This window comes from Palleronia aestuarii (genome assembly GCF_003253995.1).
GTDB lineage: Bacteria > Pseudomonadota > Alphaproteobacteria > Rhodobacterales > Rhodobacteraceae > Palleronia > Palleronia aestuarii.
In genome coordinates, this window is record NZ_QKZL01000023.1 from 22309 (window position 1) to 43109 (window position 20801).

The 20801-nt window shown below is 65.7% G+C and carries 26 protein-coding genes; 14 read left to right on the forward strand and 12 right to left on the reverse strand.

Annotated elements, in window-relative coordinates; all coding sequences use genetic code 11:
- Nucleotides 1–50 precede the first annotated feature (50 nt).
- The 5 genes from LX81_RS17545 to LX81_RS17565 all read left to right on the forward strand — a co-directional run bounded on the left by LX81_RS17545 (nucleotide 51) and on the right by LX81_RS17565 (nucleotide 2633).
- Complete coding sequence (locus LX81_RS17545) at nucleotides 51–329, forward strand: hypothetical protein (RefSeq protein ID WP_111538609.1); 279 nt, start codon at nucleotides 51–53, stop codon at nucleotides 327–329.
- A 40-nt stretch (nucleotides 330–369) separates the two neighbouring features.
- Nucleotides 370–651, forward strand: coding sequence for a hypothetical protein (locus LX81_RS17550; RefSeq protein WP_111538610.1), 282 nt, complete (start codon nucleotides 370–372; stop codon nucleotides 649–651).
- 61 nt (nucleotides 652–712) lie between these two features.
- Nucleotides 713–1408: an SCO family protein gene (locus LX81_RS17555; protein WP_234822678.1), complete on the forward strand. Its 696-nt coding sequence runs from the start codon at nucleotides 713–715 to the stop codon at nucleotides 1406–1408.
- Nucleotides 1405–1893 (forward strand): hypothetical protein, encoded by a 489-nt coding sequence (locus tag LX81_RS17560; protein WP_111538612.1) that lies wholly within the window; start codon nucleotides 1405–1407, stop codon nucleotides 1891–1893. Before LX81_RS17555 ends, LX81_RS17560 begins: the two co-directional genes overlap by 4 nt.
- A gap of 2 nt (nucleotides 1894–1895) precedes the next feature.
- Nucleotides 1896–2633 (forward strand): cytochrome c biogenesis CcdA family protein, encoded by a 738-nt coding sequence (locus LX81_RS17565; RefSeq protein WP_111538613.1) that lies wholly within the window; start codon nucleotides 1896–1898, stop codon nucleotides 2631–2633.
- A 58-nt stretch (nucleotides 2634–2691) separates the two neighbouring features.
- Here the strand turns inward: LX81_RS17565 and LX81_RS17570 are convergent, their stop codons facing one another.
- A complete protein-coding gene (locus LX81_RS17570; protein WP_111538614.1) occupies nucleotides 2692–5013 on the reverse strand; it encodes a heavy metal translocating P-type ATPase in 2322 nt (773 codons plus the stop codon).
- 166 nt (nucleotides 5014–5179) lie between these two features.
- Here LX81_RS17570 and LX81_RS17575 point away from each other — a divergent pair, with 166 nt between their 5' ends.
- The 3 genes from LX81_RS17575 (at nucleotide 5180) to LX81_RS17585 (ending at nucleotide 8791) form a co-directional block, all read left to right on the forward strand.
- A complete protein-coding gene (locus LX81_RS17575) occupies nucleotides 5180–5572 on the forward strand; it encodes a MerR family DNA-binding protein (RefSeq protein ID WP_111538646.1) in 393 nt (130 codons plus the stop codon).
- Nucleotides 5573–5745: 173 nt separating this feature from the next.
- A complete protein-coding gene (locus tag LX81_RS17580) occupies nucleotides 5746–6312 on the forward strand; it encodes a class I SAM-dependent methyltransferase (RefSeq protein ID WP_234822679.1) in 567 nt (188 codons plus the stop codon).
- Nucleotides 6313–6427: 115 nt separating this feature from the next.
- Nucleotides 6428–8791, forward strand: coding sequence for a heavy metal translocating P-type ATPase (locus LX81_RS17585; RefSeq protein WP_111538616.1), 2364 nt, complete (start codon nucleotides 6428–6430; stop codon nucleotides 8789–8791).
- A 62-nt stretch (nucleotides 8792–8853) separates the two neighbouring features.
- Here the strand turns inward: LX81_RS17585 and lnt are convergent, their stop codons facing one another.
- Genes lnt through LX81_RS17600 form a run of 3 tightly spaced genes read right to left on the reverse strand, consistent with a single transcriptional unit; the run spans nucleotide 8854 to nucleotide 11710 of the window.
- Nucleotides 8854–10425 carry an apolipoprotein N-acyltransferase gene (lnt, locus tag LX81_RS17590; RefSeq protein WP_111538617.1) on the reverse strand — a complete coding sequence of 524 codons (1572 nt, stop codon included), beginning with the start codon at nucleotides 10423–10425 and terminating at the stop codon, nucleotides 8854–8856.
- A gap of 11 nt (nucleotides 10426–10436) precedes the next feature.
- On the reverse strand, nucleotides 10437–10922 hold the full coding sequence (lspA, locus tag LX81_RS17595; protein WP_111538647.1) for a signal peptidase II: 486 nt from the start codon (nucleotides 10920–10922) through the stop codon (nucleotides 10437–10439).
- Nucleotides 10923–10927: 5 nt separating this feature from the next.
- Complete coding sequence (locus tag LX81_RS17600; protein WP_111538618.1) at nucleotides 10928–11710, reverse strand: ZIP family metal transporter; 783 nt, start codon at nucleotides 11708–11710, stop codon at nucleotides 10928–10930.
- 221 nt (nucleotides 11711–11931) lie between these two features.
- Here LX81_RS17600 and LX81_RS17605 point away from each other — a divergent pair, with 221 nt between their 5' ends.
- Nucleotides 11932–12603: a L,D-transpeptidase gene (locus tag LX81_RS17605; RefSeq protein WP_111538619.1), complete on the forward strand. Its 672-nt coding sequence runs from the start codon at nucleotides 11932–11934 to the stop codon at nucleotides 12601–12603.
- 148 nt (nucleotides 12604–12751) lie between these two features.
- Here the strand turns inward: LX81_RS17605 and LX81_RS17610 are convergent, their stop codons facing one another.
- From LX81_RS17610 to LX81_RS17645, 8 genes are read right to left on the reverse strand one after another with little or no spacing between them, the layout of a single operon-like run.
- On the reverse strand, nucleotides 12752–13027 hold the full coding sequence (locus LX81_RS17610) for a hypothetical protein (RefSeq protein WP_111538648.1): 276 nt from the start codon (nucleotides 13025–13027) through the stop codon (nucleotides 12752–12754).
- Between the two features lie 30 nt (nucleotides 13028–13057).
- Nucleotides 13058–13513, reverse strand: coding sequence for a DUF411 domain-containing protein (locus LX81_RS17615; protein ID WP_111538620.1), 456 nt, complete (start codon nucleotides 13511–13513; stop codon nucleotides 13058–13060).
- A gap of 3 nt (nucleotides 13514–13516) precedes the next feature.
- Nucleotides 13517–14890, reverse strand: a complete 1374-nt coding sequence (locus LX81_RS17620) for a M23 family metallopeptidase (protein WP_111538621.1) — start codon at nucleotides 14888–14890, stop codon at nucleotides 13517–13519.
- On the reverse strand, nucleotides 14887–15516 hold the full coding sequence (locus tag LX81_RS17625) for an SCO family protein (RefSeq protein ID WP_111538622.1): 630 nt from the start codon (nucleotides 15514–15516) through the stop codon (nucleotides 14887–14889). Before LX81_RS17625 ends, LX81_RS17620 begins: the two co-directional genes overlap by 4 nt.
- Nucleotides 15516–15980: a copper chaperone PCu(A)C gene (locus LX81_RS17630; protein WP_111538623.1), complete on the reverse strand. Its 465-nt coding sequence runs from the start codon at nucleotides 15978–15980 to the stop codon at nucleotides 15516–15518. Before LX81_RS17630 ends, LX81_RS17625 begins: the two co-directional genes overlap by 1 nt.
- 37 nt (nucleotides 15981–16017) lie before the next feature.
- Nucleotides 16018–16677, reverse strand: coding sequence for a DsbA family protein (locus tag LX81_RS17635; RefSeq protein ID WP_111538624.1), 660 nt, complete (start codon nucleotides 16675–16677; stop codon nucleotides 16018–16020).
- Complete coding sequence (locus LX81_RS17640; RefSeq protein WP_111538625.1) at nucleotides 16674–17099, reverse strand: disulfide bond formation protein B; 426 nt, start codon at nucleotides 17097–17099, stop codon at nucleotides 16674–16676. The genes LX81_RS17635 and LX81_RS17640 overlap by 4 nt, the downstream gene beginning before the upstream one ends.
- The gene (locus LX81_RS17645; protein ID WP_111538649.1) at nucleotides 17096–17668 is read right to left on the reverse strand and encodes an SCO family protein; all 573 of its coding nucleotides are present in this window, start codon (nucleotides 17666–17668) and stop codon (nucleotides 17096–17098) included. The genes LX81_RS17640 and LX81_RS17645 overlap by 4 nt, the downstream gene beginning before the upstream one ends.
- Before the next feature lie 213 nt (nucleotides 17669–17881).
- Here LX81_RS17645 and LX81_RS17650 point away from each other — a divergent pair, with 213 nt between their 5' ends.
- The 5 genes from LX81_RS17650 (at nucleotide 17882) to LX81_RS17670 (ending at nucleotide 20719) form a co-directional block, all read left to right on the forward strand.
- Nucleotides 17882–18310 (forward strand): MerR family transcriptional regulator, encoded by a 429-nt coding sequence (locus tag LX81_RS17650; protein ID WP_111538626.1) that lies wholly within the window; start codon nucleotides 17882–17884, stop codon nucleotides 18308–18310.
- Nucleotides 18311–18374: 64 nt separating this feature from the next.
- Nucleotides 18375–18989 carry a cation efflux transmembrane domain-containing protein gene (locus LX81_RS17655; RefSeq protein WP_111538627.1) on the forward strand — a complete coding sequence of 205 codons (615 nt, stop codon included), beginning with the start codon at nucleotides 18375–18377 and terminating at the stop codon, nucleotides 18987–18989.
- A gap of 32 nt (nucleotides 18990–19021) precedes the next feature.
- A complete protein-coding gene (locus tag LX81_RS17660; protein ID WP_111538628.1) occupies nucleotides 19022–19363 on the forward strand; it encodes a YnfA family protein in 342 nt (113 codons plus the stop codon).
- 56 nt (nucleotides 19364–19419) lie between these two features.
- On the forward strand, nucleotides 19420–20385 hold the full coding sequence (locus LX81_RS17665) for a cation diffusion facilitator family transporter (protein ID WP_111538629.1): 966 nt from the start codon (nucleotides 19420–19422) through the stop codon (nucleotides 20383–20385).
- Complete coding sequence (locus LX81_RS17670) at nucleotides 20357–20719, forward strand: SpoIIAA family protein (protein WP_111538630.1); 363 nt, start codon at nucleotides 20357–20359, stop codon at nucleotides 20717–20719. The genes LX81_RS17665 and LX81_RS17670 overlap by 29 nt, the downstream gene beginning before the upstream one ends.
- Nucleotides 20720–20801 lie beyond the last annotated feature (82 nt).

Below are 20801 nucleotides of genomic sequence, written 5' to 3' on the forward strand. Positions count from 1 at the left end.
CTTCCAGTTACTGGAATGACTACCTGTCAGATATCGAAAGGAAAAGCGAGATGACGGACATTTCACCCGGCGCTGCCGGACTGTCGGACACATCGTCCGCGGGCACTTGGCCGAAATGGCTCACGCGCAGGCGTCTGATGTTTGTCGGCGCGGCGAGCGTGATGGGTGGCGGCATGGCCCTGAACTGGGGCTGGCTGACCGCCATCGGTCTCGCGCCAATTCTCGTTTCGCTCGCGCCTTGCGCCGCGATGTGCGGGCTGGGGCTGTGCATGAAGGGCGGCTCCGGCAAGGGATGCTCGAAGCCGACCGGCAATCCGTCATCCGACTGACCCTTTCGACAATCCTCGAACCCACCCAAGGAGAATTACCATGAAGAAGACCCTGACCACACTCGCCGTCGTGACGACCTTCGCGGCAGGCACCTTCGCCGTCAGCGCCCAGGAGCAGGCGACACCCGGGACGGGTGGGACAATGCAGACCGACGGCGCCATGCAGGGCGGCATGATGGACGGCGACATGCAGGGCATGAGGGAGATGATGTCCGAGATGAAGCCGATGATGGAAGCGTGCACCGAGATGATGGCCTCCATGAACGAGAAGATGGATGGCGGCATGATGCCGTCGGAGCAATCGGACCAGTCCAAGGGCTGATATCCGCTCCATCTCTGCCGGTCTTCGGGTCGGCAGGGATCGAATGCGAAGGACGAAGACATTGAGACCACTCACACGGCGCGCCGCCCTGGCAAGCCTCGCCGCCCTTCTGTCCGGCCCGGTCCTGGCGGACCATCCCGGAGAGAACTTGGATGCCCGCATGATGGAGATGGAAGACTATTTCCAGATCATCGACACAGCCGAGGCTCCTGCCTTCGAATTGCAGGACGCCGAGGGCAATCTCGTGCGCCTGTCCGACTTCAGCGACAAGGTCGTCGTTCTGAACTTCATCTACGCGAGCTGTCCGGACGTCTGTCCGCTCCATTCCGAGAAGATCGCCGCGATCCAGGCCTCGATAAACGACGGGCCGATGAAGGATCGCGTGCAGTTCGTCTCGATCACCACGGACCCCGTGAACGACACCCCGGATGTCTTGCGCGACTACGGCGACCTGCACGGTCTCGACCCGGTGAACTGGGTCCTGCTGACCAAGACGCCGGAGCAGCCGGACGATGCGACGCGTCTGCTGGCGCAGGATTATGGGCTCGAGTTCACCATGACGGCCGACAGCGACATGATGATGCATGGGGCCGTGACCCATGTCATCGATGTCGGGGGCCGGTTCGCCGGCAAGTTCCACGGCATGGAGTTCAGCAACGTGAACCTGATCCTTTACGTGAGCGAGCTTCTCAACAACGCGCAACACCGGCGTCGTGAAACCGGCTGGTGGGACCGGCTGACTGGCGCGTTTCGATGAGCCTTGCGGCGGTCGGCTCACGCCCACGATACGAGGCGGATATATCCCTGGAGGCTTTGCGCCGCTATTTTGCGGTGATCATTCCGGCGAACCTGGTCTGGGAGTTCGCCCATATGCCGCTCTACACGATCTGGAACGACGGCAGCTGGGGTGAGATCGTCTTCGCGGCGCTCCATTGCACGGGGGGTGACATCCTGATCGCCATGTCCGCACTCATGCTGGCGCTGATGCTGACCGGTCATGGCTGGCCTCATGTTCAACCCGCGCGACGACGGGTCATGATCCTCGCGGTCGTGTTCGGTCTTGGCTACACCCTGTTCAGCGAGTGGCTCAACATCGTGATCCGCGCGGCCTGGGCCTATTCGGATCTGATGCCGATCATTCCGGTCCTCGATGCGGGGCTCTCGCCCGTCCTGCAGTGGATCGTGATCCCGATGGCCGGGTTCTGGTGGGCCGCACGGCCCTTCCGGCCGAAGGCGGCGTAGCCATGGATATCGCAGGAATCGGCATCCTTGCGGCGTTCCTGGCGGGCGCCATCTCCTTTTTGTCCCCCTGCGTCCTGCCGCTGGTGCCGGGCTACGTCTCCTACATCGCCGGCCAGCCCGGCTTGCGGACGACACGGTCCGTCGGCCTGCGCGCGCGGGCCGGGGCCCTTGGGCTGAGCAGCTGTTTCGTCCTCGGATTTTCCACGGTCTTCGTCCTGCTCGGCGCCGGGGCGAGCGTGCTCGGGTCGCTTCTGCTGACCTGGCGGACGGAGCTGAACTATCTCGGCGGTGCGATCATCATCCTCTTCGGGCTGGTCATGCTGGGCCTGTTGCGCGTTCCGGCGCTGTCACGGGATACCCGGCCCAATCTCGACATCCCGGGAGGCCGTCCGCTGGGGGCCTATGTGCTCGGCCTCGCCTTCGCGTTCGGCTGGACGCCTTGCATCGGGCCGATCCTCGGCGCGATCCTGACGCTCAGCTCCACCTCGGCCGGCATGTCCGACGGCATCTGGCTGCTGGCGATCTATTCCGCCGGGCTGGGCGTGCCGTTCCTGCTGGCAGCCTTGTTCACAGACTCCATCGCCGCGCGTATCCGGGGGATCGGCAAGGCCGGGCGCTGGCTCTACAAGGGTGCGGGCATCGCCATGGTCTTGATGGGGCTGGCCATCATGACAGGGCAGTTGTCGCGCCTGGCCTACTGGCTGCTCGGCACCTTCCCGTTTCTCGCCTCGATCGGTTGAGCAGGCTTCGGTCGGCCCTCTTTGGTGCTGCCAATATCGCAATTCAGTTGTCGTCCGACTAAAGCTTCAGGCTCCGCAATCTGAGCGCGTTGGCGATCACCGAGACCGATGACAGGCTCATCGCGGCCGCCGCAATCATCGGCGACAGTAGAAGACCGAAGACCGGGTAGAGCACCCCCGCGGCCAGTGGCACCCCGAGGGTGTTGTAGGCGAAGGCCCAGAACAGGTTCTGGCGGATGTTGCGGATCGTCGCTACGGCGAGCGTGCGCGCCCTGACGATCCCGGTGAGGTCGCCCTGCAACAGCGTGATCCCGGCGCTTTCCACCGCCACGTCGGCGCCGGTGCCCATGGCGAGCCCGACATCCGCCGCGGCGAGGGCCGGGGCATCGTTCACCCCGTCTCCCGCCATCGCGACCTTCCGGCCTTCGGCATGCAGCTCGTCCACCAGGGCCTTCTTGTCCTGAGGCAGGACGCCGGCCCGGACCTCGTCGATGCCGAGCGCACCGGCCACGGCCTGGGCCGTCCGTTCGTTGTCGCCTGTGGCCATGATGATCCGCAGGCCCGCAGCGTGCAGCGCGCGGATCGCATCGGCCGTCGTCTCCTTGATCGGATCGGCCACGGCGACGATGCCCGCGAGCTTTTCACCGATCGCCACGAACATCGCGGTCTTGCCCTCGGCGCGCAGAACGTCCGCCGCATCCTCCGCCGTGGACGTATCGAGCGACAGGTCCCGCATCATCGCGGAGTTCCCAAGGGAAACGGCGCGCCCCGACACGGTGCCCCGGACGCCTTTGCCGGTGACGGCCTCGAAGTTCGTGGCATCGCCGATCCGGATGTCCTTCGCCTTCGCGCCTTCGACGATGGCTTCCGCCAGCGGGTGCTCCGACCCCTTCTCCAGAGCGGCCGCGAGAGTCAGGATCGTCTCCTCGCTCTCGTCGGCGAGTGCGGTCACGTCGGTCAGCCTGGGCTTGCCTTCGGTCAATGTGCCGGTCTTGTCGACGATGAGCGTGTCGACCTTGGCCATGCGCTCGAGCGCTTCCGCGTCCTTGATCAGAACGCCGGCCTGCGCCCCCCGTCCTGCGGCGGTGGTGATCGAAATCGGCGTCGCGAGGCCCAGAGCGCACGGGCAGGCGATGATCAGGACCGAGACCGCCGAGGCGATCGCGAATGCCAGGGCGGGCTGCGGCCCGAAGGTCAGCCATGCGACGAAGGCGAGCAGCGCGATCACCACGACGGTCGGCACGAAGTAGGACGCGACCTTGTCCGCCAGCCCCTGGATCGGCGCGCGCGAGCGCCGCGCGTTCGAGACCATCTCGACGATCTGGCTCAGCATCGTGTCGGCGCCGACGCGCGCGGCCTCGATCACGAGCGAACCGTTCTTGTTAAGCGTGCCGCCGGTGAGCGGATCGCCGGGCCCTTTCTCGACGGGCAGGGGTTCGCCGGTGATCATGCTCTCGTCGACCGACGAGGTGCCCTCGATCACCGTCGCATCGACCGGCACCGCATCGCCAGGCCGCACCCGCAGGCGATCGCCTTCGACGATGTTCTCCAGCGGCGCGTCGTACTCGGTTCCGTCCGGCAGGATCCGTCGCGCCGTCTTCGGCGCGAGATCGAGCAGCGCCCGGATGGCATCCCCGGTTCGCTCCCGCGCGCGCAACTCTAGCACCTGCCCGACGAAGATCAGCGCGATGATGACGACCGCTGCCTCGTAATACGTCCCGACACCCTCGCCCATCCGGTAGGCCTCCGGGAACACGCCGGGCAGGAAGGTCGCCACGAGCGAGTAGAGATAGGCCGCGCCAACGCCGATGGCGATCAGCGTCCACATGTTCGGCGACCGGTTCACGATCGACGACCATCCGCGCTCGAAGAACGGTCTGGCCGCCCAGAGGACGATCGGCGTCGCCAGCACGAACTCGACATAGGTGGCGATACGGTGGCCGATCCAGTCGCGCACCGGCAGGCCGACCATCTCGCCCATCGTCAGGATGACGAGCGGCACGGCAGCGGCGGCGCTGATCCACATACGCCGGGTGAAATCCGTCAGTTCTTCGCTTGGCTCGTCGGACGGCAGCATCGGCTCCAGCGCCATGCCGCAGATCGGACAGGCGCCGGGTTCGTCGCGCACGATCTCGGGGTGCATGGGGCAGGTATACTGCGTACCGGCCGGGGCCGTCGTGTTGCGGTCCGAGGCTGTGCCTGACGCGTAGTAGACAGGGTCGGCCTCGAACGTGGTCTGGCACTTGGCGGAGCAGAAGTAGAAGGTTTCATCGCCGTGTTTGGCTTGGCGGGCATCCGGGATCTTGGCGACCTTCATACCACAGACCGGATCGACCGCTTGCGCTGTCCCCTGCGCTGTCAAATCCGCTGCCTGTTCCATGTCCGGCCTTTCCCTGCATCGGTCTGATGCGCTGAAGGTGGGGCTTCCAGTTAGTGGAAGGTCAAGCCTCATGTCAGCATAGGCGGGCAGATACTGCCCTTGACCTTCCAGCTAGTGGAGGCCCCACATTATCCGAGAGATTGGGACTTGCATGGAGGATGCCGTCATGAATATCGGAGCTGCCGCCGAGCGAACCTGCCTTCCTCCGAAGACGATCAGGTATTACGAGGATATCGGGCTCGTCGCAGCGCCTCGTGATGCCAATGGCTATCGCGCGTTCGGCGCAGCGGAACTGCACAAGCTCGCATTTCTCGGTCGTGCACGGACCTTGGGGTTCACGATCGAGGACTGCCGCACCCTTCTCGCGCTCTGGGAGGACAAACGTCGGTCCAGCGAAAACGTAAAACGTGTCGCCGAAGTTCACCTAAAGGCGATCGAGCAGAAGATCGCCATGCTTCAAAGTTTGAAACAGACACTCTCCGATCTTGTCGAGAACTGTGCGGGAGACGAGCGACCGGAATGTCCGATACTGGACGACCTGGCGGGGAAACGCATTTAGCTGCGCGTTCTTCGGCCGCTGCCGCGAAGAAGACTTTCGGGATTTCGGCTGGTGTCGGCGTTGTGCAACGTGTTGTTGCATGATGCTCGACGCTCCCCGGTTCTTGGGCAGATCGGCTTAAACAGATGCGAGTATACGAAAATTACATTCTCCCTCGACTGACGCATCTGGCGATGCGCCAGGATCAGCTTGTTCCCTACCGGCGGCGCGTCGTTTCCGGTACGAAGGGACGCGTGCTCGAAGTCGGGATCGGCTCGGGCCTGAACCTTGCACTCTACCCCGAGGCCGTGCGTACGGTCATTGGTGTCGATCCCTCGCCCGAACTCCTTCGTCGGGCCGGACGGCTCGCTCATGAATCCATGCCGGCGATCGAAATGATCGAGGGCGTGGCCGAGGCTTTGCCGATGGAGGATCGCAGCGTCGACTGCGTCGTCGCCAGCTGGACGCTTTGCAGCATGTCGGACCCGCGCGCGGCGCTCTCCGAGATCAGGCGCGTTCTCAAACCGGACGGTGTTTTCCACTTCGTCGAACATGGCTTGGCGCCGGATCCGCGCGTCCGACGATGGCAGCGCCGGCTGACCCCCGTCTGGAGGAGATGCGCGGGGAACTGCCATCTGGACCGCTCGACGGGCATTCTCGTTGAGAAGAGTGGGTTCCGGATCGATCGACTTGAGACGGGCTATGCGGCCGGTCCGAAGCCTTTCGTCTTCATGTACGAAGGGCTTGCCCGTGTCGGATAGCCGCCGACTAGGGCGCTGCCCGTCGAATATCGCGCAGGGCGCGCCGATTTCCCTTGAAGCTCCAGTGGCTGTAGGGGCTATCTGGGACGGGCATTGGACAATCCGAGGCCCGATCATGCCATCTGACACCCTCCGCAACCTGGACCGGGACGATACGCTTCAACCCGAGGCACAGCGACGAGAAGGTGCCTGCTGCGGCTCGGCGGCGGCTTGCGGTGACGCTGCGCCGCCCGCGGCCGGTCCGGTCAATGGACGGAGCTTCCAGGTCAGTGGGCTCGATTGCGCTGAGGAAGTGTCGATCCTGAACAAGGTCGTCGGCCCGGCGGTCGGCGGGGCAGAGCACCTGGCCTTCGACGTCATCAACGGACGCATGACCGTTCTCGATGGCGCGGAGAGCGTCTCGGACGACAGGATCGTCAAGCTGGTCTCCGATACCGGGATGAATGCCCGTCCGTGGGACGCGGACAACGCGGCTGCGGATCAGGCAGCCCATCTCGCCCGGCAAAGGTGGTTCACGGGTGCAAGCGGCGGGTTCTGGCTTGCGGGGTTCCTCTGGCACATCGTCGAGATAGGCACGGGCGGCGCACTCAATCTCTTCGCGGGGCATGGCGAGGCGCCGATGCCCGTGGCCGAGATCGGTCTCTTCGCACTCGCGATCCTGTTCGGTGTCTGGCTGGTCGCGCCGAAGGCCTGGTCCTCGGCGCGCCGGCTGTCGCCCGACATGAACCTGCTGATGGTGGTCGCCGTGGCGGGGGCTATCGGGCTCGGCGAGTTCTTCGAGGCCGCGACCGTTGCCTTCTTCTTCTCGCTCTCGCTCTACCTCGAGAGTTGGAGTGTCGGGCGCGCGCGCAACGCCGTCTCGGCGCTTCTGGATCTCGCGCCGCCCACGGCACGGCTGATCCGGCCCGATGGCAGCGAGGCGACCGTACCGGCGGAAAGGGTCGCCATCGGTGACCGCTTCGTGGTGCGCGGCGGGGATCGCATTCCGCTCGACGGCGAGGTGGCGGACGGGGCCGGCGCCGTCGATCAGGCGCCGATCACCGGCGAGAGCGCGCTGGTTCCCAAGGAGGCCGGCGACGAGGTCTATGCCGGGACGATCAACGGCGAGGGCACGCTGACGGTACGCGCCACCAGGACGGCCGCGGACACAGTGCTTGCCAAGATCATCCGTATGGTCGGCGATGCGCATTCCCGCCGCGCCGAGGTCGAGCAGTGGGTGGCGAAGTTCGCTCGCATCTACACCCCCGCCGTCATGGTCCTGGCCGTCGCCATAGCCTTGGTGCCGCCCCTCGTCACCGGTGCGTGGGGGTTCTGGTTCTACAACGCGCTCGTGCTGCTCGTGATCGCCTGTCCCTGCGCGCTGGTGATCTCGACGCCGGTGTCCATCGTGGCGGCACTCGCCTCGTCCGCGCGCGCGGGCGTGCTCATCAAGGGCGGTGCCTATGTCGAAGCCCCGGGCCGGACCACGGCGCTGGCGATGGACAAGACCGGCACCATCACGATGGGCGAACCGGAGGTGGCCGCGGTCCATCCGCTTGGCGAAGCGTCGGAGGCAGAGTTGATTGCGCTGGCCGCATCGCTGGAGGCGCGGTCGTCGCATCCGCTGGCCCGCGCCATTCTGGCGAAAGCCGAGCTGGACGGCGTGCGCGTCGCCGCGGCGGAGGAGACGCGGACGGTGCCGGGCCGCGGGCTCGAGGGACGCTCCGGCGAATTCACCATCTGGCTCGGCTCCGACCGGTTCGCCGGGGAGAAGGGGTTCGGCGCCGCCATTCCTTCTGACCTGCGCGACCGGATCGAAGGCGCGGGCAGCACGCTGGTCGCCGTCGGCGACGAGACGGGCGTGCGGGGGGTGCTCGAACTGCGCGACCGCATCCGGCCGGATGCCCGGTCCATCGTCGCCCAACTCCATGCGCAGGGCGTCAGGACCATCGTCATGCTGACCGGCGACAACGAACGCACGGCACGGGCAGTGGCGGCCGAGGTCGGGATCGACGAGGTTCGGGCCGAGCTTCTGCCGGAAGACAAGGTGGCCGCCATCGAGGAGTTGGTGGCGAGGCACGACGTGGTCGCGATGATCGGCGACGGGGTGAACGACGCGCCGGCCATGGCGCGCGCGCATTACGGTATCGCCATGGGCGCGGTCGGCTCGGACGCGGCGATCGAGACGGCGGATATCGCGCTGATGACCGACGACATCGGCAAGGTGCCCTGGCTCATCGGTCATTCGCGCCGGACCATGACCGTCATCCACCAGAACATCGGCATTTCGCTGGTGACGAAGGCGGTCTTCGTCGGGCTGACCGCCTTTGGCCTGGCCTCGATGTGGGGCGCCATCGCGGCCGATGTCGGGGTGTCGCTGGTCGTCGTCGCCAATGCACTGAGGCTCCTGAACGGCGCCGATCGCGCGCCCCGACCGCCCAAGCGCGGCGGGCGGGTGGGCGAGCGCATGGCGGAAGGGGCATTGGCGCACGGCCATTGAGCGGACTGTCCGGCGCATCTTGCCCAGCCTTCGTGCCCTCCAGTCTCCACCGCGGCTCGGTGTCAGCTGTGTCTTCGGTGGCGGCGATCGGGATGCGGGTTCAAGCGGTTCAGCCCGAGACCAAGCACCCAGGCGGCCAAGATCAATGGCAGCAGCATGACATCTCCGAACCTCGCGTAGAGCGTCGGGGACAACGCGGGTGGTAGTTCGGCATCGAAGGCGCCTGTCTGTTCCAGGCCAAGCCGATGCAGCACGCGGCCCCTGGCGTCGATCACCGCGGAGATGCCCGTGTTCGCGGCGCGGACGACCGGCAAGCCTTCTTCGACGGCGCGCATACGGGCCGAAGCCAGATGCTGCTCGGGCCCGATGGAGGTGCCGAACCAAGCATCGTTGGTAGCGTTGAAGATCCAGCCGGGACGGAACCTGTCGTCGACGGCATGGCCCGGGAAGATGATCTCGTAGCAGATCGTTGCCGCAACCAGCGGCAGCCCGGCGATGGCGAGCGTTCGTGGTCCGGGCCCCGAGGTGAAATCGCCGAGACCCACGGTCAGGCGGTCCAGTGGCAACCAGCCCCGCAGCGGAACGTATTCGCCGAAAGGCACGAGGTGGTGCTTGGCGTAGCCGGTCAGGGCCTCGCCTGTTCGTCCATAGGCCTGGATCGTGTTGAAATAGAGCGCTTCCGTCCCGTCCATGACCCGATCGGGCACGCCGGTCAGAAGGACGCTCCCTTCGGGCAGAACCACCGAGATCCGCCGTCGTGCTGACGCGTCCTCGTCCAGAAATCCGGGAAAGGCGGTTTCGGGCCAGAGCACGGCATCGACAGGTCCGCCCTGTGCGGAAAGGGCGAGGTAGCGCGACAGGGTGGCTTCGGCGTTGCCGGGCGCCCACTTCTCTTGCTGGGGCACATTGCCCTGGACGACGCGCAGCGAAATTCCCGGCGGCGCCGGCAGGGGCAGCGCCAGGCGAGCGAGTCCGGCGCCCCACGCGCCAGCTACTACAATCCCGGCGAAAAGGAGCGATGCGCGGCGGAAGGTGCCGCGGGCGACGATTGCCTGGGCCAGGACGGCACTCGCAAGGAACACGAGGAAACCGAGACCGTAGCTGCCGACCCAGGCGGCAGGCTGGCGCAGGGGGGCATAGTCCGTCAGCGCATAGGCCGACAGGTTCCACGGAAACCCGGTCAGCGCGTGTCCGCGCAGCCATTCCGCTCCGGTCCAGCATGTCGCGAACAGGACTGCTGCCGCCGCTCCTTGAATACGGGTTCGGCGGCAGAGGATGCCGAAAACCGCCATCGCCAATGCCGGAAAGATGGCGAGAAGGGCGCTGAGCCCCGCAATGGCCGGGATCGCCAGCGCGCCGAACCGCTCGGCGTCCACCTGGAAGCTTTCGCCGATCCATGATAGCCCGAACCCGAAATAGCCCAGACCGAAAACCCATCCGATCGCGCAGGCTGCCGAGGGAGCGCGGCCCCGCACCAGAAGGAACAACGCGCCGTAGGCGACGGGAACGAGAGCGAGGATCGAATAGGGTGGTAGCGCCAGGACGGCCGCCGCGCCTGCCGCGAACGCCGCGAACGCCGCGGCGCCATATGGAAGAAGCGCCTGCCGAAGGGCGCGTTTTGAACCGACTTGCATAAGGCGTCTGATCAGATGGCGTCCGTCCGCCGCTGGACGTGGCGCCGCGGCCAGAGCAGGAGCACGACCACGCCGCAGAAGATCGCGCTGTCGGCGAGGTTGAAGGCGGGCCAATGGGCCTCACCGATGTAGAAATCGAGAAAGTCTGTCACGCCGCCCAGCCGCAGCCTGTCGGCGACGTTGCCAAGCGCGCCGCCCAGGATGAGCCCATAGCCTGCGGCATCGCCCGACCGTTCGGCCCGAAAGGTGAGGACCGCAAGCCACACGATAATGATCAAGGCGAGCGCCACAAGGGCGAGCGGGGGCACGTTGTCCAGCATGCCGAAGCTCACCCCGGTATTGCGGTGCAGGACGAGATTAAAGCCGGGAGCCACAGGAAGGCCGGCGGCGAGGATTTCAGTGTTGGCGATGGCCATCGCTTTCGTCGCCTGATCGAGCACGAAGGCCGTGACGGCAGCCGAAGCCCCGAGTGCCGATGGCCGGATAGGCGAGGTCATCCCCATCACCCCAGCCAGACGTCGAGGAACAGCATCAGGACAAGACCGATGGCGAGGCCGAGCGTTGCCCGGTTCTGGTGCCCGCTCCGGTGGGTCTCGGGAATGATCTCGTGACTGATCACATAGAGCATCGCGCCGGCTGCGAAGGCCAGCCCCCATGGCAGGAGTGGCTGCGACAAGGTGATGATCCCCGCACCGAGAAGGCCGCCGACAGGCTCGACGAGCCCGGTCAGGGCGGCAATGCCCCAAGCGCGGGCTCTGGGATAACCCTCGCCGAGCAGCGAGACCGCTACCGCAAGCCCCTCGGGCGCGTTCTGGAGACCGATGCCGATCGCGAGCGGCAGACCGCCGGACAGCCCGTCCGCGCCGAAGCCCACCCCGACGGCGAGACCCTCGGGGAAGTTGTGGATGGTGATCGCGATGATGAAGAGCCAGACGCGCCTGAGCGATGCGGCTTCCGGCCCCTCGCGCCCCGTCTTGAAATGCTCGTGCGGCAGGCGCTCGTTCATCAGCGCGACCGCCCCCATGCCCAGCAGGATCGAGATACACACGATAGCGGCGGGCATTGCGCCGTTCTCGAACATCGGCTCGGCCGCATCCAGCGCGGGGATGATGAGCGAGAAGAAGGAAGCGGCCAGCATCACGCCCGCCGCAAAGCCGAGCGCCATGTCCCGCGTGGCCCGCGACGGGACTCGGCCGAATAGTACCGGCACAGCTCCGATGGCGGTCAGCGACCCGGCGGCCAAGCTGCCCAGGAAGCCAAGGGCGATCGGAGACAACTCGGTCATGATCGCTCCCGGGAACACGGAGAAATTGAACGGGACGGCGAGGTGAGCCTCGGTATTCCCTGCCCTACGGAGCGGTCCGCGGGGTACGGCCTGGCCTTTGGCACTCGCGATGTCACACCCATGTGACGGGGCAGGACATCCACGGGCATCTTCTCTATTCTCAGCAAGAGTTTCGCAAAAAGCTCTGAAATGCCAGAGACCTCTAGGAGCGGATCTTCGCCATGCTGACCAGACGCCATTTCATTACGACGACCGCCGCGATGGTCTCCGCGCCGATTGCCGGCCCAGCCTTGGCCAACTCCTGGCCAACGGACGCTGAGAAGGCCGCCTGGGACGCGCAGGTGACGCCGCCGGGCTACGATCCGGCCACTACGAACCCCTGGGGCCTGCATCCGCGTTTGCTGCCGCAGCGGGTCGAGGCGCGAGTCGGGCTGGTGCCGGGTGACATCCATGTCGATGCCACGGCGCGGTATCTTTACCATATCGAGACGGGCGGAACGGCCATGCGCTATGGCGTGGCCATCGGTCGGGGCGGCCTCTACGAGCCGGGCACCTACACGATCCGGCGCAAGGTGGAGTGGCCGCACTGGACGCCCACGCAGACGATGATCGAGAGGGAACCGGAAGCCTACGCCCAATACGAGGAAGGAATGGAACCCGGGCCCCGGAACGCGCTCGGGTCGCGGGCGCTCTATCTCTATGTCGGTGACCGCGACACCTACCTTCGGATTCACGGCACGCCCTACCCGCGGTCGATCGGCTCTCGGGCGAGCTCGGGATGCGTGCGCATGGTCATGCCCCACATCAACGACCTCTACGAGCGGGTCGAAACCGGGGTGACCGCCTTTCTCTACCCGGCCGCCGGCGACGGCATGGCGACTGCGATCAGCTGACAGTCTCGGAGGACAGCGCTGGCCGCCAGTCTCACTTGGCATGGGCTCGATCTTGTCGCCGATTCCAGTTCGACCACCGGTCGGCAGAGAACGAAGGCACCGTAGATCTTCCGGGATCGATCGGCAGGCGGCGGTCAGCTTCATGCCTTCAGCCCGCTGCCTGTGCCATATCTTGCGCGCAAATGGGCCGGCCCTCGATCGTGCGGAGCGGCAGCAGGGTCGTTTCCACCGGTCCGACATGGCGATACCAGTAGCACCCGTCCTCGGGCCGCAACCGTGCCGAGTTCAGATCCTGATAGGGTGCGGCCACGGCGCTCAGCTGCTCCAGCACATCCTCTGATAGAGCTCCCTCAGGCTTCGACGCGTCGCCGAACGGACCGGCGCAAGCCCCGAGCGCCAGCAGGCCCGCGAAAAGCACGATCATCTTGCCCGTGGCCCGTGCGCGCGACACCGATCAATTCCCTTCGTAGCTTGCGAAGACGTCTTTCGAGCCATCCTCGCGAATGAGGAAGACATCGTAGGCATCGCGTCGGTCGCCGAAATCCATGCCCGGGGAACCCAGAGGCATCTCCGGTACGGCAAGACCGACGGCTTCGGGACGTTCCTCGAGCAGGCGACGGATGTCGCCTGCTGGCACATGTCCCTCGATCACGTAGCCGTCGACCATCGCGGTATGGCAGGAGACCATCCGCTGCGGCACGCCGTTGTCGAGCTTGAAGCGCACGAGCGCGCCGCCAAACATGTCCTGTCCGGTCGGCGCGAAACCATTCTCTTCCAGATGCTCCATCCAGGCGAGGCAACAGCCGCAGCCGTTGGTCTTGCGCACATCGATCGGTGTCGCTTCGGCCAGAGCCTCAGCGGCGGGAAGAAGGGCGATGGCGGTCGTCATCGCGGCGAGCAGCTTTCTCATGGTTCAGAGCCTTTCGGTGGGGTTGGATGCAGGATCGCCGTTGAGTGCGTTCTCGAGACGCGCCCGCGCCTCGGTCAGCCGGTTCAGGTCCGCCCCGTCCTGAGCGTCACCCAAGACCGCCTCAGCAAGGCGCTCATCGGAAAGCGGATCGGTCGGACGGCCGTCTACGCGCACCTCGTAGTGCAGGTTCGGCCCGGTCGCCGTTCCCGTCGCACCGACCCGACCGATCGTCTCGCCCGCCGCGACACGCTGGCCTTTGACGAGGCCACCGGGCACTGCGCTCAGATGCGCATAGCGCGTCATGGTCTCCGTTCCGTGAGCGATCTCGACGACGCGCCCGTAACCACCCCGACGGCCGATGAAGGCGATGCGCCCCGGCGCCGTCGCGCGCACCGGCGTCCCGCGGGATGCGGCGAAATCGACCCCGGTATGCATGCGCACATTGCCGTAGACGGGGTGCTTGCGCCGGCCGTAGACGGAACTGAGCCGCGCTCCTTCCACGGGCTGGGCGAAGATCCGAACCACCTCGCCATCGAGGTAGATCGTGGCACGGCCGGTGCCGTCCTCGGGCCAGACGACCTCATAGAGCGCGTCGCCGAGATCGAGGGAGGCGAAGGCGATCTCGGGTTGCCCGATCATGTCACCATCTACACGGGCCTCTCGCCAGAGGAGGCGCAACGCCTCTCCACCGATCAAGTCGCGCCGGAAATCCACGGTGCCGCTCAACATCTGTGCGAGATCGACCGCGAAGCGAGCCGGAATGCCCGCCTGGTCGAGGGCCGCAAAGATCGAACTCTCGACCCGGGCTTCTCCGGCGAGGACCACGATGTCCTGCTCGGGCTCGACCACGCGGGCCGTGAGGCTCTCGCCGAAGATCGCCTCGATCTGCACGCCGTCCTCGACCTCGAGCGCGACGCGGCGTGGGCTACCATTCGACGCCGTCTCGACGGTCAGCACATGACCGGGACGCAGGCGGCGCAGATCATATTCCGCCCCGAGCGCCAGCGATATCTCCGCTCGGTCCGGCCCGCTGAGACCAGCTTCTGCTAGCAGCCCGTCGAGCGTCTCGCCGGAGACGATCTCGCGCGACCAGATGGCGAGGGACGGCTTGATCTGGGATGACGGAACATCGGCCGTCGGTGCAACCGGTGGGGATGGGGCTTGAACCTCGGTAGGCGGGGTCGACGACGCAGAGACCTCTTGGAGCGCCACCGGCTTCACCTGCGCCGGGGATGCGACGAGTTTGGGAACCCAGAGCCCCGCTTCTGCCGGACCGGGCGGCGCCACATCGCTTTTTCTCGCGCCTGTCGCTGCGGCGGCCATCGCCAGGGCACTGCCGGTCATCGCCAATCCTACCGCCCAGTATCTCAACCTCATGTCGCTCCCTCTGTTTTTTCTTCGTTCATTGCGCGGCGGATCTTCGGAACCGCGAAGTCTCTCGGTTCGTGGTAGTCGATGGTGGTCACGAAGCGTCCCTCCGCGTCGAACAGGAAGACGCTCGCCGTGTGGTTCATTGTGTAATCACCGCCGTCGGTCTGGACCTTTTCGTAGGTCGCACGGAAACCTTCAACCGCCAGAGCAATCTGCTGCTCCGTACCGGTCCAGCCGCGGATCGCCGGGTGGAAATAGCCGATATACTCCGCCATCGCCTCCACATTGTCCCGTTCCGGGTCGACCGTGATGAAGACGACGTTCAGTTGCTCGGCATCCTCTCCCAATGCGTCCAGCCAGCCGGAAATGTCCGCGAGCGTGGTCGGGCACACGTCCGGACAATACGTGAAGCCGAAGAAGATTAGTGTCGGCGATCCAACCAGCGTATCGGGGCCGACCGGACGTCCTTGGTGATCGGTGAGGTCGAACTCCATCGCGGTGAGCGGCAACGGCCGTCTGCCGTCCGGTTCAGGCCCTCCGGGGCCGTCGACCTGCCACCAGCCGACGAACAGAGCGAGCCCGAGCGCACCGAGCGCCGCGGCACCGTAGCCGAGAACCGATCTGCGCTCCATCAATCCTCCGGCCCGCGCGCTGCGATCCCGAGGATCGGCACTTCGACCGTTGTCTCGCCGCGGTCGGAGAATGTCAGCGTCAACAAAAAGCTCTCGCTTTCTTCCATCGGGCGTTGAAGCTGCATCAGCATGGCGTGCAGTCCGCCGGGTTCGAGCGCGACGGTCTCGCCAGGTGCGATGACGATCTCGCCCACTGGGCTCATCGAGCTCACGCCCTGCTCGTCGGTCGCGGTCCGGTGAATTTTGGGCATCATCGCGAGATCCGTCTGGAGCCCGGTCAGCGTGACCGGCTCGTCGCCCTTGTTGCGGATCTCCATGTAGACGGCACCCGGGCGGCTTGTTCCGATGGAAGCCCGCGCCCAGGCGTTCTCGACGACGATATCGTCGGAATCTGCCAGCGCGGAGGTCGCGATGCCAAATGGCAATGCCAACGCGACGAGCAGAGCGATGCGGTGCGGCTTCATTTTGGTCCTTTCCGGTTTTGGCCGACTTCTGGCCGGATCAGCTTCCCGCAGCCGCGACTTCCGCCGCGACCAATGCCCGTAGCTCCACCTCTCCGAACGGATCGAGCGGCTTGCCATTGACGAAGAAGGTCGGCGTCCCGCTCACGCCTACGGTTTCGACATCCGCGCGGTCCTGGTTGAGAATGCCGATGACATCGGGCGCCAGCATCTGCGTTTCGGCGGCTTCAGCGTCGAGACCTGCCGTCGCGGCGACCTCGAGGATCAAGCCCGGTTCCGGCGCGCCATGGGATGCCCAGCGGGGCTGCTCGCGCAGGAGCGCTTCCAGCACCGGCTCGAAGACGCCCTGCATCCGAGCGGCTTCCAGAACCCGGATCGCCTCTTCCGACGCCTCCCCATGGAACGGGGTGTAGCGGATTGCCACGCGCACAACGTCGCCATGCTCGGCCATGATGTCCTTCACCACGGGATAGAAGGCGCGGCAGGCCTCGCAGGCCGGGTCGAGGAACTCGACGATGGTGACGGGTGCCTCCTCCGGGCCCAGGATAGGCGAATAGGGGCGCAGCAGGGCCTCGGCCATCTCGGGTGCGACGGGCGCGGCGTCGGCGACGGGCGCGGGGCGGGTTCCGAACCAGGCCGCGGCAGCGAAGACGGCGAGGGCAAGCGCGAGCGCGCCGAGGATCAGGGATTTCCGGGTCATCTCTTGGTATCCGTGAGCGAAGCGGCCGAGAGGCCGGCGATGAGTGCGAAGGCGAGAAACGACAAAAGCGGGATGGGAACACCAAGAATGAGTTGGTCGGCGTCGGTGCAGGACGGACCTGTCGCGGTGCAGGGCTGGATACGCTCGGGGATGAGACCGGCGTAGAGTCCCAAATGCCAGAGCGCGACGGCGCCGCCGGCAAGCGCGAGAACCACGCCGTAACGCCCGACGCGACGGTCCTGCCACCACAGCCCGAGGCCCAGAACGATGGTCAGCGGGAACATGAACGCGCGCTGATACCAGCACAGAAGGCACGGCGTCTGGCCCAGCACCTCGCCGACGAACAGCACGGCGAGCGAGGCGGTGAGGGCCAAGATCCATGCGCTGGCGAGCGCGGCGTCGCCGAAGAGCCTCGGTGTCATTGGGCGATCCGCTCCCGCAGATCGGCGAGGATCTCCTCTGCCGGTGTGCCATAGGCCCAAGAGGCGACGTAGCCCGCCTCCCGGCCGAACAGGAACAGTTGGGACGAATGGCTCATCGTGTAGCCATCCGGTGTCGAAGCTTCCTCGATCTTCTCGTAGAAAATCTTGAATGTGTCCGAGGTCGTCGCGATCTGATCGGGCGTTCCGGTTAGTCCGATGATCCCTGCCTCGAAACGCGGCACGAAGTCCGCCAGGGCCGAAGGGGTGTCGCGCTCGGGGTCGATCGAGATGAAGAGCGGCTGGACCTGCTCCGCATCGTCGCCGAGACCCTTCATGATGGCGGCGACCTCGGAGAGGGTGGTCGGGCAGACATCCGGGCAGTTGGCGAAGCCGAAGAAGACCAACATCCATAGGCCCGTGAAATCCTCCTGCGTGCGGAACATCCCCCGGTGATCCGTCAGCTCGAAATCAGCCTGGAAGGCCGGTTCCCTTTCAGCCCGCACAAGATCAGCGCGATAGTCGGCCCAGAGGAGTAGCCATACCAGTGCGAGGGCCGCAACACCCGCCAGCGCCCAGAGCGCTTTCCGAAAGAGTGTCAGCGTCACGCGACCCGCCTGCCTGCCGTTCTTGGTTAACGACGCGGATACATCCTCTAGCCACTGGAGGTTCAACCACTTTCGCCCGGGCTCCGCAGCCCTGTCACGCGCATGTGAAAGGCTGGACGCCCTTGCCAATCCATTCCCGTAAACCTACTAAGACTATACGTTTGGTGGAGCTCCCGGATGTTGACGATTGGCAATCTGGCGAAGAAGACCGGCACCAAGGTGCAGACGATCCGTTACTACGAGCAGATCGGCCTGATGCCCGAGCCCGGCCGGACCGAAGGCGGGCAGCGCCGCTACGGCGAAGCCGAACTCGACCGGTTGTCCTTTATTCGGCATTCACGTCAGCTGGGCTTCTCGCTCGACGCGATCCGCGAACTACTGGATCTCGGCGATCACCCCGACCGGCCCTGCCAGGAGGCCGACACGATCGCACGGCGACAGCTGAAGCAGGTGGAGCGGCGGATGGCGCGGCTCGAAGCGCTGCAGACCGAGCTTCGACGGATGGTGCGCGAATGCAGCGGCGGCAGAACGGCGGATTGCCGGGTGCTCGAGGTCTTGCGCGACCATTCCGAGTGCCTGACGGATCATGAGGAGATCGGGGTGTGAGGTTCTGCAACCGGACCTGCGCCTCGTCCTCCTCTGTCCGGGTGTCAGGCAAGAGGCGCACGGTATGAGCGAGAAGATCAATCCGCGAGACGCCCGGCAACGCCGCATCCTGTGGATCGTCCTCGGGCTGAACGTCGCCATCGCTGTCGGCTTTTTCGGCAGCGGTGCGTTCGGCGATTCTTCAGCCCTGATCGCCAACGGGCTCGACAACACCTCCGACGCCTTCGTCTACGCGCTCAGCCTTTTTGCCATGTCGCGGTCCGACCGATGGAAGCGCATCGCCGCGACCGTTTCAGGCAGCCTCCTTATTCTCTTCGCCATCGGGATCCTTTTCGATGCGGGACGACGCTTCCTGGAAGGATCGGATCCCCTCGGTCCCATCATGATCGTCATGGCGATCATCGCGGCAGTGGTGAACCTGGCCTGCGTGATCCTGCTGCGCCGCATCCGGGAACCGGACGTGAACGTGCGCGCCGCCAACACGTTCAGCCTGAACGATTTCGTGGCCAATCTCGGTATTCTCGTCGCGGGCGGGCTGGTGGCCTGGCTGGGCAGCAACTGGCCCGACCTGGTCGTCGGCGTGGCGGTGGCGGCGGTCGCGGCCTGGGGTGGCGTCGAAATCCTGCGGGATGCCCACGGAGAGCACCACAAGGCCGTCCATGACGATCCGGTGGGATAGCGGGCAAAACCGCAATTAGAGCCGCGCCTGACATGCCCGCCGCACTTGCCTATCCGCTTGCCGCGCTGGCCGAGATCGCCGGTTGCTTCGCCATCTGGGCATGGTGGCGCCTCGGCGCCTCGCCGCTCTGGCTGGCCCCGGGCCTTCTTGCACTCGCGCTCTTCGGATGGCTGCTCGCTCAGGTCGACACCGTCGCGGCGGGGCGCGCCTTCGCAGCCTATGGCGGCGTCTATATCGCGGCATCGGTTCTCTGGATGTGGCTGGCCGAGGGAGAGCGTCCGGACAGGTGGGATCTGATCGGTACCGCGATCTGCCTTGTCGGTGCGGCGATCATTCTGGTTGCACCGCGCGGCACGTGGCGAAACGGGTCTTGAAGCTACAGCCGCTGTAGCCATTACATCCCTCCTCGAACGATTCGAGGAGCTTTTCCGTGCCGCACGATCATGGCCATGCCCATATCGACCCTGAATCCGGCGACCGCCGCGTCTCCATCGCGATCTGGGCCAACGGGCTCCTGACCGTCGCACAGATCGTCGGCGGCATCCTGTCTGGTAGCCTCGCGCTGATCGCCGATGCGCTGCACAACTTCTCCGACATGGCCTCGCTGGTGATCGCCTTCGCGGCGCGCAAGATCGCCCGGCGGCCGGCGGACGAGCGCATGACTTTCGGCTACGGCCGCGTCGAGATCGTAGCCGCGCTCATCAACTACACCACGCTGATCCTGATCGGGTTCTACCTGATCTACGAGGGAGGCATGCGGATGATCGACCCGCCCGAGGTGGCAGGGTGGACGGTTGTGATCCTCGGCGGCGTGGCGCTGGTCGTGGATACGCTGACGGCATTGCTCACCTATTCGATACAGAAGGGCAGCGCGAACATCCGCGCCCTGTTCCTGCACAACCTCTCCGATGCGCTCGCCTCCTTGGCCGTCATCATCGGCGGATCGCTCATCATCCTCTACGACATGCGATGGGTCGACCCGGCCATCACGATCGGAATTGCGCTCTATATCCTGTACTTGGCGTTCACCGAGATCGGCGGCCCCATCCGGACGCTGATGCTGGGCAGCCCTCCCGAGATGGATTGCGACACCGTCCTCGACGCGATGCGTGACGTCGAGGGGGTCGAGGACGTCCATCACGTCCATCTCTGGCAAATGCAGGAGCATGAAGCTGCGCTCGACTGCCATGTCGTTCTCACGAAGGACGGCTGGGCGCGGATCGAAAGCATTAAGTCGGAGATCAAGACGCAGCTGAAGGATCGGTTCGGGATCACTCATTCGAGCCTGGAGTTCGAGCATACCGACCGTGCCCACGAAGACGCTGACCTCTACGGTCACGGAGGTTCGACAAAGAAGGAGGAGACCCATGTTCACCGAAACGCAGACACCGCATGACGATGTCGTCGGGATCGCCTGTGAGGGCAAGCTGACGAAAACCGAACTGGAGCGGATGCACGCGCTTCTGCACGAACGGCTCGGAGGTGCAGACAGGCCCGGCCTCGTCCTCGACCTGACGCGGTTCGAAGGCTACGACGGGCCCGCCGCGATGCTCGAGGATCTGAAGATCGACATCGCGCACGCGCGGGATTTCCGCCGCATCGCCGTCATCGGCGAGAGCACATGGATGGAGTGGGGCACCAATTTCGCCGGCCTCCTGACCCGCGCCGAGATGCGCTGGTTCGATCCGGCAGAGATCGACGCCGCCAGCTCGTGGGCGCGCGGTTCGTGAGCCGGCGCTTGCCAGCGACGCTCAGAATCGGCCCAGGGGACGACATGAGAAACCGGGTTTTTCGGAGGCCGCGGCGTTTCTC